We start from the raw sequence: 14,834 nt of genomic DNA on the forward strand, positions 1-14,834 counted from the left end.
TTCTCGGGGGCGAGGCAGTCTGTTTCGTCGGCGACGATCACCGCGTGCCGCCACGACATTGATCCAGCAGCCAGCGCACCCAACACCAGTGGCATGGCGCAGACTTTCCGGGACTGGCTGATGAACGCCGCCGCTGCGCCAGGGCTGAGGGTCAGGACCCCGGCGATCTCCGCCGTCGTGGACATCTCCACGAACGCCCGCCGCGACCCCGTGGCCTCCGGCGGCGTCATCCCCTCCTGGAACTCCGCGAAATCCGCCGCGTCCTGGGCTTTGCCCGCCGCAACCTGCGCTTCCAGCTGTTTCCACAACGCCAGCCGCTGCAGCCGAAGCTCCGACTTCCGCCCCAGCACATCCACGTCAGCCATGCCGGCAGGGCCAGCGGCGGCACCGGCATCGTCACGGCCAGCCAAGACAGCAGAGTCATCAACCAGGCCCAGCTCCGCGTCCGACAGGAACAGCGCGTCAAGGCCGTCGACAGAGGCCCGAACAGCCTCCATCACCCCTGTCTCCTCGACCCGAGAAGCTGCCGCGTTTTCCATACAGGCATCATCGCGCGAGGGTCTGACATTCGTGCCGGAAGGTGAAGCCACATCGTACGGGCCCCGTCCCCGCCCGAATCGCCCTCAGCGTCGAATCCGGAACGCCAAAGGGAGCAGCTACGCGCCGGTCCCCGCGGCCGGTCCCCCGGATCCGTGCCAGAGACAGGCGTCGACGTCGAAGGGCAGGAGCTGGTCCTGCTCGGCCATCAGGTTGGCCCCATGGGCGGTGACACGGCGCATGAAGTGCCGCCTGCAGAGGGTCTCGTACCCCACCACCGGGACATGCTCGCCACCGGCACCGGAAGCTCCGTCGGCCCCCATGTCCACATCGCCCACCACCACCTGCGCGCCCTCGGTGACCATGACGCCGTCGACCGTCCTGGCATTGTGCGTGGCGCGGCGACCGCACCAGCACAAAGCCTCAACCTGCAGGACCTGGACACGGTCAGCGAGTTCGATCAGCCGCTGCGAGCCAGGAAACAGCCGGGTCCGGAAGTCCGCGGTGATCCCGAACGCGAAAACATCCACATCGATCTCATCCACTACTTTGGCGAGCTGCTCCACCTGCCCGGGCGTGTAGAACTGTGCTTCATCGCAGATGAGGTAGTCGACGCGCTGGCCGTGGGTACGCCGACGCATGACTTCCTCCCAGAAGTCCGTGCCATCCACCACCTCGACGGCGTCGGTTTCCAGGCCCAGGCGGCTGGAGATCCGTGATTCGCCGGCACGGTCGTTCCGACTGAACCGTACGCCGCCGCGGCCCCTGGCCCGGTGGTTGTGGTCCATCTGCAGTGCGAGGGTGGACTTGCCGCAGTCCATCGTGCCGGAGAAAAAGACGAGTTCAGCCACGGCGGCGCCCACCCTTGCCGCCGCCGGCCGTGAGGCAGAGCAGCGGAACTTCGCGCTCCGCCTTGGTCAGTGACCCGTGCTGGCCCACCACCTCCATGGCGGTGGGGCGGCTGCGCCGGGTGTCGTAAAGTGCCAGGGAGTCCCGGGCTGCGATCATCACGTCGCCAATCCTGCCTTCGACGGCGGGCCGCACGGCACCGAAGAGCCCGGCGGCCACAGCTTCGTCCCGGGTAAAAGCCCAGACCTTGCTGCCGAAGCGGTTCCGCCATGCGGCCAGGAGCCGGTCCCGGTCCGCTGCCCCGGACGTCTCCTCGAGGTAGAGGTGGACCATGCGGGGTTCGCCGGCAGTGTGCCGTACGCCGTCCACCAGTGCGGGCTCGGCGGAGTAATCGATCCGATGCGGTTCCGGCACGTCCAGCATCCCGTGGTCAGCGGTGAGGAGAATCGTGGTCCCGGCCGGAAGCGAGGCGCTGAGCCGCTTGACGGTGGCGTCGAGTTCCTCAAGCTGGTGTTCCCACTGCTGGGACTGGCAGCCGTAGCGGTGCCCGGCTTTGTCCAGTTCGTTCAGGTAGAAATACATCAGCGACGGCCCGCTGCCGGACATGGCATCCGCTGCGGACGCGGTACGCGCATGGGACGTGGTACCGGAGATGAACCGCCCACCGCGCAAGGCTGCGCGGGTCATGGGCGAATCCGCGAACTGGGGCAGGCTGATGGTGGTGACGTCGGCATGTTCGGCTGCCCGCTCGAGCACCGTGGGGTGGGGCTGCCAGTCGTTGGGGTCCACTCCGGGGTCCCAGTTCCCCAGCAGGTTGACCACTTTGTCCTGCTGCGGGTCGAGCACGTCGTAGCCCACCATGCCGTGCTGGCCGGGCGGCAGTCCGGTGCCAAGGCTGGAGAGGGCCGCGGCGGTGGTGGAGGGAAAAGCGGAGTCGAGCCAGACGGGCACCTCGCCCTGCCCCGCCTGGATGACCGAGCGGAGGAAGGGTGTGTGGGCGGACTTCTGCTTGAGCAGGTTCCTGCCCAGGCCGTCTGCCACCACGACGCAGACCCGCTTCGACGGCGGCAGCTTCAGCGTGTTCTTAAACCCGCCGATTCCGAGGCTGGCGGCGGCGCTGGTCAGCACCTCGGCCACGGAGCGGTGTCCGTAGGCCGGTGCCGGGGGAAGGTCCGACGCCGGTCCGGGCAGCGCGGCGGAAGCTGCAGGGGCGGCCGGGGGTACTTGGGGGCGCTCGTCGGGCATCAGCGCTGCTGGTGGCCGCGGCTGAGGCGCGTGCCGAACACACCGGCGCGGGGCCGGGGCGGCAGTGACTGAACGTGGGGTACCGGCGAAGTGGATCCCGTGTTGACGGCCCGCAGGGCCCGGGCAAAGAGCTTCGCGTCCTGGACTGCCTGCAGCCCGTCGGCCTCCGCACTGATCCGCAGGACGATGTCCTCCTGCGCAATCGTGCCGGTATAGCCGTGGTCCGCTTCGCATTGGGGATCGCCGCAGCTGGCAGGACCCATGTCCAGGCGCTGGCCGCCGGACCAGGCAATGGACAGAGTCAGCTCCCGCACGGGATCGGACGGCTTGTAGTTCTGCGGCTGGGCGTACATGTAGCTGAGGACCACCGAACGGATCTGGGCCACGGGAACGGACTCCGTGGAGATCTGGGCAACGATCTGCTCGCCTGCCTCGTCCAGCTGCTGGTCGTCCACGTGGGTGATGACCAGCATGTCGGCAGTCAGGACCAGCACCGTGATGTGGCGGCGGACTTCGGCACGGTCAAAGTGGGTTTCCAGGTGCACCAGGTGGGCCACGCAGTCGCGGCCGTCCAGGGCGTCGTCCACCACATCTGCTACGAGGCGCGGATAGAAACCGGCCTTTTGGAGGGCACCGTCCAGGCTTTGGCCCTGCGAACTGTGGCTGTGTGAGCTGTGGTGGCGGATGGCCTGGTTTTCATTGCCGGGCGTTTCAGGCGCCGAGGCGGGAGGCTGGGAGCTCATTACCCCATTTTCACAGATGCGCCGCTCACTTTGCTAACCGCCCGCTGCCCGCCGCGGAGAAACGGAGGGCAAGCGAACCACAGACACAAGAACAGGTGAGGCACAAGCATCGCCGGATCACGTAGCAGGCAGGCCTGAGAATCGACGCTCTATCAGCCCCGCATGGCCCGCCGTGCGCTGTCCGTGCGTTGGGCGGCGTTCCCGATCCGGACGTCGGCCGCCAGGATGGTGGCCCCGTTCGTCCCGCAGAGCACAGGGTTGAACTCCACCAGGGCGATCTCGGGGTGGTTGTCCTTCATCCAGGCCAGCCGGCCGGCCAGGTCCTCCAGTGCGGAGACGTCGACGGCGGGAAGACCCTGGTATCCGAACAGCTTCCGCGCCGCCCGGGGCGCCCGGATGAAATCGTGGACGTCCGCGGCGGACAGCGGCGGCACCCGGTGCGACCAGTCATCCAGCAGGTTCACGGCATCGCCGGCCAGGCCGAAGGAGACGACCGGCCCCAGCAGCGGGTCCTCAATGGCCCGGAACGTGCACGCCTGGCCTACCGGTGCCATGGACTGCACTTCCAGGGCCGGATCACCATAGAGAGCCAGGGCTCGGCGCATCTGGAGCACATCCCTGCGCAGCGACTCGGCGTCCTGGATGTCCAGGCGGACGCCGCCCAGGTCCAGCCTGTGCCGCAGCGCGGGGTCCGTCGTCTTCACGGCCACAGGCCAGCCGAGAACCTCGGCGGCTTCCACTGCTTCGTCAGGGGTGTCAAAGGCCGCGGACGGCAGCACGGAAATGCCGTAGTGCCCCAGCAGCGAGGCCGCCGCTGCGGAATCCAGCTGCTTGAGCTGCTCCCCTTTGACGTCGCGGAGCTGCACGTCGAGTTCGGCGCGGGCACGCGCGGGATCGCAGCCCGACGGTTCCACGAAGTGGCCGTGGTCCCGTGACACCCATTCCGAGTACCTCACCACGGCGGCGAGCGCTGCCACGGCCGCCCCGGGGTTGGAGAAGCAGGGAACAGCCTTGTCCGCGGCCCCCACCATGCCTTCAACGTAGACGGAGTCGTCCATGATGCCGGTGAACGCCGCCACCACGGGTTTGCCGGCCTCGGCTGAGACGTCGGCGAGGCACTCAGCGATACTGTCCACTGTGAGTCCGCGGGCCGGCAGCAGCGCTGCGACGGCGGCGTGGACGTGCGACGGGCGCAAAGCCTCGAGCAGCGCTGCGCGCAGGGCCGGCAAGGCGACAGACCGGCCGGCATCGAGGTCCACCCCGGTCACCAGCTGCTCCACGCTGAGGCCGTGGTCTGCTGCGCTGTCCGCAACGACCTTGCCCAGCGCCTGGGAGTTGCTGAGGATTGCCAGGCCGGGCCCCGCGGGCAGCGGCTGGCCCGCGACAACCTGCGCCACATCCACCAGTTGCTCGATGGTTCCGACGCGGATGACGCCGGACTGGCGCAGCATGGAGTCCAGGGCACCGCCCGGCGCCTGGGTGGTGCGGACGGCGTGGCCCGGCGGCAGGCGCAGGCCCATGGTGTCGGACTTGGCCACGATCACCGGCTTGGTGCGGGCCAGGCGCCGGGCGATGCGGGAAAACTTGCGCGGGTTGCCGATCGATTCCAGGTAGAGGCCTACGGCGGAGGTGTCGGCGTCGTCTTCCCAGTACTGCATGATGTCGTTGCCGGACACGTCGGCGCGGTTCCCGGCCGAGAGAAACGTCGACATGCCCAGGCGCCGGCGGCTGGACGCCGCGTACAGCGAGACGCCGATGGCGGCGGACTGGCTGAACAGCCCCAGCCCGCCGCGTCGCGGCAGGGTGGGCGCCATGGAGGCGTTGAGCCGGACCCCGGGGTGGGTGTTGATGATGCCCAGGGAGGCCGGGCCGATGACCCGCATCCCGCTCGCCCGTGCCTGGCGCACAAGGTTCCGTTGCCGCTGAAGGCCGCGTTCGCCGTCGTCGGCGAAACCCGCCGAAGCGATCACCAGGCCTTTGACGCCGGCGGCGGCACAGTCCTCCACGACCGAGGGAACTTCCTCGTACGGCACGGCGATCACCGCGAGCTGCACGGGCTCGGGCACTTCGGTCAGCCGGCCGTAGGACAGCATGCCGGCCAGTTCCAGCGCCTCGGGATTGATGGCGTAGGCGGGCCCGGAGAAGCCGCCTTCCACGATGTGCTCCAGCAGTTGGTAGCCCACGGTCCCCCACTTGCGGCTGGCACCGATGACGGCCACGGACGACGGCGTCAGCAGGTCCCGCACGCTCCTCGCCTCGGCGCGGTGCTCGCGGGATTCCATGACGGCCCGCGATTTTTCGGTGGGGTCGATGTTGAATTCGAGGCTGACCACGCCGTCGTCGAAATGGCGTTTGACGTCATAGCCGGCGTCCGAGAAGACCATGAGCATTTTGCGGTTCTCGGGCAGCACCTCGGCGCTGAAGCGCTGGATGCCGTTCTCGTGGGCGGCCGCGGCGAGGTGTTCGAGCAGGATGGAGCCGATTCCCCTGCCCTGGTGCGCGTCGGCAATGTTGAAGGCAACCTCGGCCTCCGTGGGATCATCCAACCGGTCGTAGCGGCCGATCCCGATGATTTCCCCGCGCATAGTGATGACGAACGCCACCCGGTCCCTGTAGTCCACTTCGGTGAACCGTTTGAGCTCTTTGGCTGACAGCCGTGCCTTGAAGGCGAAGAAGCGCATGTAAATTGAGTTCTGCGACTGCCCGGTATGGAAGGTCTGGATGGCCTCCGCATCGGACGGGTGGATGGGCCGCAAATGGGCTGTCCCGCCGTCGCGCAGGACGACATCGGCTTCCCAATGTTCCGGATATTCGCCGTCCCCGGGCTGATCCACCATAGGCTTAGCCTAGCCAAAAACTGCCGCAGCGCAGCAGTACCCTGCCCGGCAGCCCCCAGTAACCGAAGGATTCACCACCCCCATGGCCCGCCGCCAAAGCCCAGCACCCGTCGCGGACACCACTCCCTTCACGGAGAACATCGTCGACATCGACGTCACTTCCGAGATGGAGGGTTCGTTCCTGGAGTACGCGTACTCCGTGATCTACTCCCGGGCCCTGCCGGATGCGCGCGACGGGCTCAAGCCGGTGCAGCGCCGCATCCTGTACATGATGAGCGACATGGGCCTGCGGCCGGACCGCGGGCATGTCAAGAGCGCCCGCGTGGTGGGCGAGGTGATGGGTAAGCTGCACCCGCACGGTGACGCCGCCATCTACGACGCCATGGTGCGCATGGCCCAGGACTTCTCGCTGCGGCTGCCCCTGATCGACGGGCACGGCAACTTTGGATCGCTCGACGACGGCCCGGCAGCGCCGCGGTACACGGAGGCCCGGCTGGCCCCTGCCGCCCTCACGCTCACCAGCCACCTCGATGAAGACGTGGTGGACTTCGTCCCCAACTACGACAACCAGCTGACCCAGCCGGACGTGCTGCCGGCGGCGTTCCCCAACCTGCTGGTCAACGGCGCCACCGGCATCGCCGTCGGCATGGCCACGAACATGGCCCCCCACAACCTGGTGGAGGTCATCGCCGCCGCCCGGCACCTGATCGCCAACCCGGAAGCCACGCTTGAGGACCTCATGCGGTTCGTTCCAGGCCCGGACCTGCCCAGCGGCGGACGGATCGTGGGCCTGGACGGCATCCGCGACGCCTATGCCACGGGCCGGGGCTCTTTCAAGACCCGCGCCAAGGTTGAGGTGGAGCAGCTCTCGGCCCGCCGCACTGGCCTGGTGGTCACCGAACTGCCGTACATGGTTGGCCCCGAAAAGGTCATCGAGAAAATCAAGGACGCGGTCAACGCCAAAAAGCTGACCGGCATCAGCGACATCGTGGACCTGACGGACCGCAAGCACGGACTGCGCCTGGTCATCGAGCTGAAGAACGGCTTCAACCCCACCGCGGTGCTCCAGCAGCTCTACCGGTACACGCCGATGGAGGATTCCTTCGGCATCAACAACGTCACGCTGGTGGACGGGCAGCCGCAGACCCTCGGCCTGGTGGCCCTGCTGTCCGTCTACGTCAATCACCGCATCGACGTTGTCCGCCGCCGCACCATCTTCCGGTTGGGCAAGAAGAAGGACCGGCTGCACCTGGTGGAAGGCCTCCTCATCGCCATCGTGGACATTGACGAGGTCATCCAGATCATTCGGTCCTCCGATGAGGCCGCCGCCGCCCGTGAGCGCCTGATGTCCATCTACGACCTCACCGAGATCCAGGCCAACTACATCCTGGAACTCCGGCTCCGCCAGCTGACCAAGTATTCGCGGATCGAGCTGGAGAAGGAACAGGACCAGCTGCGCCGCGAGATCGCCGAACTCGAAGCCATCCTCAACTCCGAGGAACTGCTCCGTTCACTGGTATCCGATGAACTCGCAGCGATTGCCGAGGAGCACGGCACGCCCCGCCGGACCATCCTGCTGGAATCCGAAGCCGTCTCCCCCACCGTTGCGGCAGAACTTGCGGGCAGCAAGAAGGGCAAACCCGCTCCCCTCGCCTTGGAGATCGCCGACGATCCATGCTGGGCCATCCTGACAGCCTCGGGTCAGATTGGGCGCACCAGCAACCAGGAACCACTGGCGGAAGCGGGACCACGGAACAAGCACGACGTGTTCACGTCTGTGGTGAAGACCTCAGCGCGCGGTGAGATCGCTGCCATCACCTCCCAGGGCCGGATGCTCCGCCTCCAGGTGATGGACATGCCGGTCCTGCCGCCCGTGGCGGGCCTGCCCAACATGGCCGGGGGCGTTCCGGCGAAGGACTTCCTGACGCTGCTGAAGGGCGAAACCCTGGTGGCGTTTGCCCCGCTGGACGAAATACTCGCCATCGGGACCGCCCAGGGCGTGGTGAAGCGGGTCCAGCCGGAGTACCCGCTGAACCGCGAGGACTGGGAAATCATCGCGCTCAAGGACAAGGATTTCGTGGTGGGCGTGGCACCGGCTGCGGCTGATGATGCCGAACTGGTGTTCCTGACGGCCCAGGCCCAGCTGTTGAAGTTTGCCGCCTCTGCCGTGCGTCCGCAGGGCCGGACGGCGGGTGGAATGGCTGGCATCAAACTGGCCGCGGGCGATCGCGTGACATTCTTCGGCGCGGTGCGCGCCCAGGACGAGGCCGCCGTCGTAGTTACCATCGCCGGCACCAACGGCGCCCTTCCGGGGACTGCCCCGGGCACGGCCAAGGTGACGGCGTTCTCCGAGTACCCGGTGAAGGGCCGTGCCACCGCGGGTGTGCGCGCGCACCGGTTCCTGAAGGGCGAGGACACGCTGCTGCTGGCGTGGGCCGGACATGGCCCGGCCAAGGCGTCCTCGGCCGCGGGCGTAGCCAGGTCACTTCCGCAGGAGCACGGCCGCCGAGATGGTTCAGGTATCCCGTTGTCCCAGGCTGTGGACGTGGTGGGTGCCGCAATGGCGTGGCCGGAGGCTGCCGCCGGGGCTTAGTCCCGCCCCGGCACGCGGCGCCGGATCAAGGTTCCCTGCTCCAGTTGTACGGCGTGGTCGTGGAGACCTTGACGAGCCCGTAGCGCTCGAGGATGGGGCGCGAGTATCCGGTGGAGTCGCTGTGGATCAGGGTCTTGCCGAGCCGCAGGGCGGACCGGGCACGCTGTGCGGTGAGGGCCCGGTAAATGCCCTGTCCGCGCCAGGGCGCCAGTGTGGCCCCGCCCCAGATGCCGGCGAAGTCCGTCCCTGCCACCGGTTCAAGGCGCCCGGCGCTGATGATGCGGTCCTCGTGGCCCGCTGCCCACAGCTCGGTTCCATCACCGGCAGCGAGCCGCCGGAGCAGGTCGTCGGCCCGCGCTTCCGAGACGCTGCCCCCGAACGCGACGTCCTGCATGGCGCTCACGGCGCGGACATCCGCTGATTCGGTGACCTGTCGGAGCCAAACCCCTGGTGGCAGGGGGACCTCCACCACCAGGGCGGCCGCGGCGCCAATCATGATTGATTCGGGGTCGGCGGGCACGAAACCGTGAGCCAGCAGTGCCGTGTCCAGGCCCGGTGCGGCGTCGTGCTCCCGGGTCTTCCACTCCACGGACTGCACCGCAGGGTCTGCGTGGAAGTGCGCCTGGGCCTCCCCCACCCAGGCCGCGACAGTGGCCGCCGACGCCCCGCCCAGGCCAGCGTAGGTGACGAACCCGCGTCCGCCGTCGAACGTGGCCAGCAGCAGGGGACCTAGCCCGACCACTGACGAAGCCCCGGCCACCTCGGGGGCGAGGCGCAGTTGGGAGTCGTAGGCCCGGAGGAACCGATGGGCGTCGGGATGCGTCATTGCGGCTGCTTTCGGATCGATGAGGTGGCCGGGCGTGCCATGCCGTCGATGGCTATGGCGCCGCGAACGGCCAATGTAACAGCTCTCCGCTTAGACTGCTCCCATGCCTATCGTGCCTGATGAGAAGGACTGGACCTGGGTCCTGGACCGCCCCTGCCCCGATTGTTCGTTCGACCCCTCCACCACCACACCGGCAACGGTCCCCGGCACCATCGAAAACATGTTGCCCCGGTGGCGGGCCGTCCTGCGCCGGCCGGAGGTTGCCGAGCGCCCCGACGGCAACACCTGGTCCGCGCTGGAGTACGCGTGCCACGTGCGCGATGTGTTCAGCCTGTTCGACCAGCGCCTGAACCTGATGCTGGACTCCGACGACGCGAAGTTTGAGAACTGGGACCAGGACCTGACGGCCATCGAAAAGGACTATGCCAACGCCGATCCGGCAGTGGTCAACACCGAGCTGGCCGCCGAGGGCCAGCAGGTGGCGGAGTCCTTCGCAGGGGTCCGCGAATCCGAATGGGACCGCAGGGGGCTGCGCAGCAACGGTTCAGAGTTCACGGTCCTGACGCTCGCGCGGTACTTCCTGCACGACGTCGTCCACCACCTGCACGACGTCGACGGATAGTTCCGCGGGCGCGCGGGCGGCGCGGGCGTCAGGCCCGCACCTCCGCTGCTTCCCGGCCGGGCTCCCGGTGTTCCCCGGCCGGCGCGAGCACCAACCGGACGTCCCCGGACTGAATATCGGCGGCGTGGTGGGTTACCAGCACCACTGTCCGGTCCCGCAGCCCGGCCCTCAGGTCGTGCAGCATGGCGCGGGCTGACTCGGCGTCCAGGTGCGCGGTGGGCTCATCCAACAGGATCACCTCGGCACCGGTCATCAGGGTGCGGGCCACTGCAAGGCGCTGGCGTTCACCGCCACTGAGGAAAGCGCCGCCGGGACCGATCCGCGTGTCCAGTCCCGCGGGCAGCCGTTCCATCAGCCCGGTGAGGCCGACGGCGGTCAGGACCGCTGCCATGTGCTGTTCGATCGCGCCCTCCCCCGCGATGTCCCGTTCACTGCCGCCCTGCTCCCTTTTGTCCGGTCCCACCGCGGGCCGCCCCAGCAGGAGGTTGCCGCGGATGGTCGAGTCGAAGAGGTGGGCCTCCTGCGGGCACCATGCCACCCCGCCGGACACCCGCACACTCCCTGCGGCTGGCGGCAGGAATCCCAGCAGGACCGAGAGCAGCGTGGACTTCCCCGAGCCGGACGGGCCTGTGACGGCCAGCCAATGCCCCGGCCCCGCAACCGCATTGAGCCCGGTGAAGACCGGTGCGCCGCCGGGCCACGCCGCCGCGAGGTTCGCCAGCTCCAGGCCGGGAACGCCGCCGTCACGCTCCGGCACCGGCTGCAGCCCGTCCGTGGTTCCGCCGTCGTCGTCCTTCGCGTTCCCGGACGCGTCCAGCGCCCCGGACGACGCCACGCGCTGCAGGACCGCGCGCAAAGCCGGGAACTGGCGTACCGCCGTCGTCATCGCCGAGTAGGGTTCCACCAGGGCCAGCAGCAGCAGGACCACCACTGCGGCAATGGCCGGCTCGATCCGTCCGTCCAGGACGGCGGGGGCCGCCAGCCACGCGCTGGCGAGTGCGGCGGCACCGCAGGCGGCTGCGGTTACCGCGTGGCCCAGGCCCTCTGCCCAGGCCGAACGCTGGGAGGCGCGGGTGGCCTTGCGGTCTTCGCTGCGGAGTCCGTCCAGCACCCGCGGCGCCACACCGTTGGCGGACAGCTCCGCCCGGGCATCCAGGGCAGCCGAGATGCGGCGCAGCACCCCGGAGCGCAGTACCTGCTCCGCGGTCGCCGACTTCCGGTCGCCCCAGAGCGCAAGGACGGGCGCCAGCAGCAGGCTCGCCGCGGCGGCGGCGATGACCGCCGGCAGTGCCGGCGGGACCACCAGCCAGGTGGTTCCCACAGCCAGCACGGCGACTGCCACAGCTGTGACGGGGGGCAGCACCACCCGGGGCAGGAGGTCCCGGACGGTGTCGACGTCGTCGATCACGGTGCCCAGCACGTTGCCGCCCTGGAGGAGCCGCCGCAGGGCCAACGCCCTGCGGCTCAGAGACGCCCACAGCCTTCCCCTGAGCCTGGTCAACGCGGCGAACACAGCGTCGTGCAGCAGCAGCCGTTCCCAGTAGCGGAGCACTGCCCTGCCGATGCCGAAGAAGCGCACGCCAACAATGGCGGTCAGCAGGTAGAGGATGGGCGGCTGCTCGCTGGCGCGGATGATCAGCCAGCCGGACAACCCGGACAACGCCACAGCGAAGACTGCTGCGAACGTGCCGACTACGGCGGCCGCAGCGAACTTTCCCCGCACCGGCGCCAGCAACGGAGCCAGGAATTGCATACCGCCCCGGCCGGGACGGCCCGCGGTTCCGGCGGTGGCACTGGATTCAACCCGCCGCGTTGCAGCCTTGGAGGCCCGTGAGGCGGCAACGGGAGCGTGGACTGCATCCGCCGGCGCCGCCGCCGGGGGCAACGTGTTCTGTTGCTTTGCAGCCTCCGGTCCCGCTTCTGCGCCGATTGGCACCAGCACGTCGGCGAGACTGCGGGTCCGCTCCTCGTGGGCCACCAGTATTACCGTCACTTTGCCGCGCAGCCCGTGAATGGCGTCTTCGACGGCTTGCGCCGAATCGGCGTCCAGGTGCGCGGTGGGCTCATCGAGCAGGAGCACAGTTGCTCCGGCATCGATCCTCGCCAGGCCTCGCGCCAGCGCGACGCGGCGCAGCTCCCCCGGGCTTAGTTCGGCAGGATGTTTCTGCGCGAGGTGCCCGGCACCTGCGCGGGCAAGGCAGGCGCGGGCGGTTTCCTCAGCCAGCGCACTGTCCCGGGCGTTGCGTGGGCGGGAGCCCAGGTAGAGCAGCACCTCGTCCAGCACCCTGTCGGCCACCAGCACAGGATGCTGCGGCACCCAGGCCACGGCGTTCCGGTCCAACCCGGCCAACGTCCCGGTCACAGCTGCCCCTGCACCGTCCCCGATGGTGCCGGCCAGGACGCCCAAGACTGTGCTCTTGCCGGCACCGCTGGGTCCGTCCAGTGCGGTGATCCGGCTCTGGGGCGCTTCAAACGTCAGGGGCCCGACGGCGGCGCGTGACCTTCCGCGGTAGGTCACGGTGAGCCCGGTGACAGTGAGCGGCGCTCCGGGCCTTCCCGCAGGCACGGCAGGCAGTGGCTTCGGCTCGGGGGCGTCCGTGACGGCGGTGACGCCGGCAAGGGCCACCCGGCCGTCGTCGCTGGCGTGGTGCGCCGTGCCCAGCTCACGAAGCGGCAGGTAGCAGTCCGGTGCCAGGATCAGGGCCAGCAGGCCGGCTTCGAGCGGCATGTCGCCGTGCACCAGGCGCACGCCGATGAACACGGCCACCACGGCCACGGAGATGGTGGCGATGAGTTCCAGCGCCAGGGCGGAGAGGAAAGCGGTGCGCAGGGTCCCCATGGTGCGCGAGCGGTATTCCTCCGAGATCTCCTCGAGTGCTTTCCGCTGGGCCGTGGCCCGGCCCAGGCCCACCAGGACGGGCAGTCCCTTGGCGAGTTCCAGCATGTGCGCCGAGAGCCGGGCCAGCGACGCCTGCGCCTCGCGCACGTTGTCTTCGGTATAGCGGCCGATCAGCACCATGAACAGCGGAACCAGTGGCACTGTCAGGACGATCACTATTGCGCTGACCCAGTCTGCGAAGAGGATCCTTGCGCCCAGCAGCAGCGGCACAGCGGCGCAGTTCACCAGCGCCGGCAGGAACTGGGTGTAGTAGCTGTCCAGGGCATCCAGGCCCCGTGTGGCCAGCACGGCGAGGCCACCGTCCGCGGGACCGGTTTCGCGTACTCCGTTGCGCAGCGTCCGCTCCAGCAGCCCGGCCCGCAGTTCCTCCTTGATGCCCAGCGCGGCGCGCCGGGCAGCCACGGCCTGCCCCCACACGGTGACGGACCGCAGGACCACGCCGGCCATGCCCAGTGTGAGCTGGTCCGGACGGACAGGGTCCCCGGCCGCCAGCCCCGCAAGGGCGGCCGCCACCGCCTGTCCCATCAGGACCAGCGAGAGTGCCTTCAGCGCTGCGAGCAGGCCGAGCCAGTAGACGGCGGAGCGCGTTGCAGGTCCCGGCGGGAGCATGGGCCGCACGTCAGCCCTTGGTGGTGAACGCCTTGGCGGCGATGGCAGGCAGGAAGCTGTGGGCTTCCGGAATGGATTCGGTACTGACCCGGCGGCGGAAGACCCAGTAGGTCCATGCCTGGTAGGCGATCACGAGCGGAAGGCCGAACGCGGCAACGATGGTCATGAGCCCCAGCGTGTAGTCCGAGGACGAGGCGTTGGAAATGGTCAGGTCAAAGGCGCTGTCCAGGGTGGAGGGCAGCACCACGGGGAACACTGCGCCGAAGATGGAGGCCGTGCCGAGCACCAGGAAGGCGCCCAGTGCCAGGAACGCCCTGCCTTCGGCGCCGGTGCGGGCGAGAGTCCAGGCGGTGGCGGCAGCGGCTACGGCGAGGACCACGAGGGCCCAGGTCCAGGGTTTGCCGTCCAGGAACTGAATGCTGAGCGCCCAGGCCGCAATGGGAAGGATCAGCACCGGAAGCAGGCGCACGAACCAGGCGCGGGCACGGTGCCGGACCTCGCCGTCGGTCTTCAGCGCAAGGAAGGCCAGAGCGTGGACCAGCGAGAAGCCCACCACGGCCACGCCGCCCAGTACGGCGTAGCCGCTGAACCAGGCAAAGGCGCCGCCCTCACGGTCGCCGTTGGCATTCAGGGGCAGGCCGGTGGTGGTCAGGGCAAGCGCCGCTCCGACGCCGAAGGCGGCGAAAAACGATCCCAGGGCAATGGCCCAGTCCCACCGGGCGCGCCAGCGGTCCGTATCAACTTTGCCGCGGTACTCGAAGGCCACGGCGCGGAAAATCAGGGCTACGAGGACCACCAGCAGGGGAAGGTAGAGGGCGGAGAACAGGGAGGCGTACCAGAGCGGGAACGCCGCAAACGTGGCGCCGCCGGCGGTCAGCAGCCATACCTCGTTGCCGTCCCAGACCGGGCCGACGGTGTTCAGCAGGACCCGGCGTTCGGTGTTGTTCCGGGCGAAGATCTTCATCAGCATCCCCACTCCGAGGTCGAAGCCCTCAAGGAAGAGATAGCCGGTCCACAGGACCGCGATGGCGATGAACCAGATGGTGGGCAGCAGTTCCATTGTCGAATTCCTCT

The 14,834-nt window shown here is 68.8% G+C and carries 9 protein-coding genes and 1 pseudogene; 2 read left to right on the plus strand and 8 right to left on the minus strand.

Annotation, left to right across the window (positions count from 1 at the left end):
• From UC32_RS17980 to UC32_RS18000, 5 genes and pseudogenes are all read right to left on the minus strand, one after another.
• Positions 1–497: pseudogene (locus UC32_RS17980) on the minus strand (HNH endonuclease signature motif containing protein); the annotation flags it as partial.
• 159 nt (positions 498–656) lie between these two features.
• On the minus strand, positions 657–1,388 hold the full coding sequence (locus UC32_RS17985) for a thymidine kinase (RefSeq protein ID WP_045732584.1): 732 nt from the start codon (positions 1,386–1,388) through the stop codon (positions 657–659).
• Entirely contained in the window at positions 1,381–2,631 is a 1,251-nt protein-coding gene (locus UC32_RS17990; RefSeq protein WP_045732551.1) for an alkaline phosphatase family protein, read from the minus strand. The genes UC32_RS17985 and UC32_RS17990 overlap by 8 nt, the downstream gene beginning before the upstream one ends.
• Positions 2,631–3,374: a DUF5998 family protein gene (locus UC32_RS17995; RefSeq protein WP_045732552.1), complete on the minus strand. Its 744-nt coding sequence runs from the start codon at positions 3,372–3,374 to the stop codon at positions 2,631–2,633. The genes UC32_RS17990 and UC32_RS17995 overlap by 1 nt, the downstream gene beginning before the upstream one ends.
• Positions 3,375–3,526: 152 nt before the next feature.
• The gene (locus UC32_RS18000; protein ID WP_045732553.1) at positions 3,527–6,211 is read right to left on the minus strand and encodes a bifunctional acetate--CoA ligase family protein/GNAT family N-acetyltransferase; all 2,685 of its coding nucleotides are present in this window, start codon (positions 6,209–6,211) and stop codon (positions 3,527–3,529) included.
• Positions 6,212–6,293: 82 nt separating this feature from the next.
• Here UC32_RS18000 and UC32_RS18005 point away from each other — a divergent pair, with 82 nt between their 5' ends.
• On the plus strand, positions 6,294–8,804 hold the full coding sequence (locus UC32_RS18005) for a DNA gyrase/topoisomerase IV subunit A (protein ID WP_045732554.1): 2,511 nt from the start codon (positions 6,294–6,296) through the stop codon (positions 8,802–8,804).
• A gap of 25 nt (positions 8,805–8,829) precedes the next feature.
• On the opposite strand, the gene UC32_RS18010 is transcribed toward UC32_RS18005, so the two are convergent.
• Complete coding sequence (locus UC32_RS18010) at positions 8,830–9,630, minus strand: acetyltransferase (RefSeq protein ID WP_045732555.1); 801 nt, start codon at positions 9,628–9,630, stop codon at positions 8,830–8,832.
• A gap of 103 nt (positions 9,631–9,733) precedes the next feature.
• Here UC32_RS18010 and UC32_RS18015 point away from each other — a divergent pair, with 103 nt between their 5' ends.
• On the plus strand, positions 9,734–10,252 hold the full coding sequence (locus UC32_RS18015) for a DinB family protein (protein ID WP_045732556.1): 519 nt from the start codon (positions 9,734–9,736) through the stop codon (positions 10,250–10,252).
• A 28-nt stretch (positions 10,253–10,280) separates the two neighbouring features.
• Here UC32_RS18015 and cydD read toward each other — a convergent pair whose 3' ends face one another.
• Positions 10,281–13,760: a thiol reductant ABC exporter subunit CydD gene (cydD, locus tag UC32_RS18020; protein ID WP_412178035.1), complete on the minus strand. Its 3,480-nt coding sequence runs from the start codon at positions 13,758–13,760 to the stop codon at positions 10,281–10,283.
• 10 nt (positions 13,761–13,770) lie between these two features.
• A complete protein-coding gene (gene cydB / locus UC32_RS18025) occupies positions 13,771–14,820 on the minus strand; it encodes a cytochrome d ubiquinol oxidase subunit II (protein ID WP_045732558.1) in 1,050 nt (349 codons plus the stop codon).
• Positions 14,821–14,834 lie beyond the last annotated feature (14 nt).

It is taken from the genome of Pseudarthrobacter chlorophenolicus, assembly GCF_000962805.1.
In the GTDB taxonomy this organism is placed as follows: Bacteria; Actinomycetota; Actinomycetes; order Actinomycetales; family Micrococcaceae; genus Arthrobacter; species Arthrobacter chlorophenolicus_A.

Bases quoted from the DNA above. Each gene is read 5' to 3' on its own strand.
- cydB (WP_045732558.1), bottom strand. From the start codon at position 14,820: ATGGAACTGCTGCCCACCATCTGGTTCATCGCCATCGCGGTCCTGTGG.
- UC32_RS18015 (WP_045732556.1), top strand. From the start codon at position 9,734: ATGCCTATCGTGCCTGATGAGAAGGACTGGACCTGGGTCCTGGACCGC.
- UC32_RS18010 (WP_045732555.1), bottom strand. From the start codon at position 9,630: ATGACGCATCCCGACGCCCATCGGTTCCTCCGGGCCTACGACTCCCAA.
- UC32_RS17995 (WP_045732552.1), bottom strand. From the start codon at position 3,374: ATGAGCTCCCAGCCTCCCGCCTCGGCGCCTGAAACGCCCGGCAATGAA.
- UC32_RS18005 (WP_045732554.1), top strand. From the start codon at position 6,294: ATGGCCCGCCGCCAAAGCCCAGCACCCGTCGCGGACACCACTCCCTTC.
- cydD (WP_412178035.1), bottom strand. From the start codon at position 13,760: ATGCTCCCGCCGGGACCTGCAACGCGCTCCGCCGTCTACTGGCTCGGC.
- UC32_RS17990 (WP_045732551.1), bottom strand. From the start codon at position 2,631: ATGCCCGACGAGCGCCCCCAAGTACCCCCGGCCGCCCCTGCAGCTTCC.
- UC32_RS18000 (WP_045732553.1), bottom strand. From the start codon at position 6,211: ATGGTGGATCAGCCCGGGGACGGCGAATATCCGGAACATTGGGAAGCC.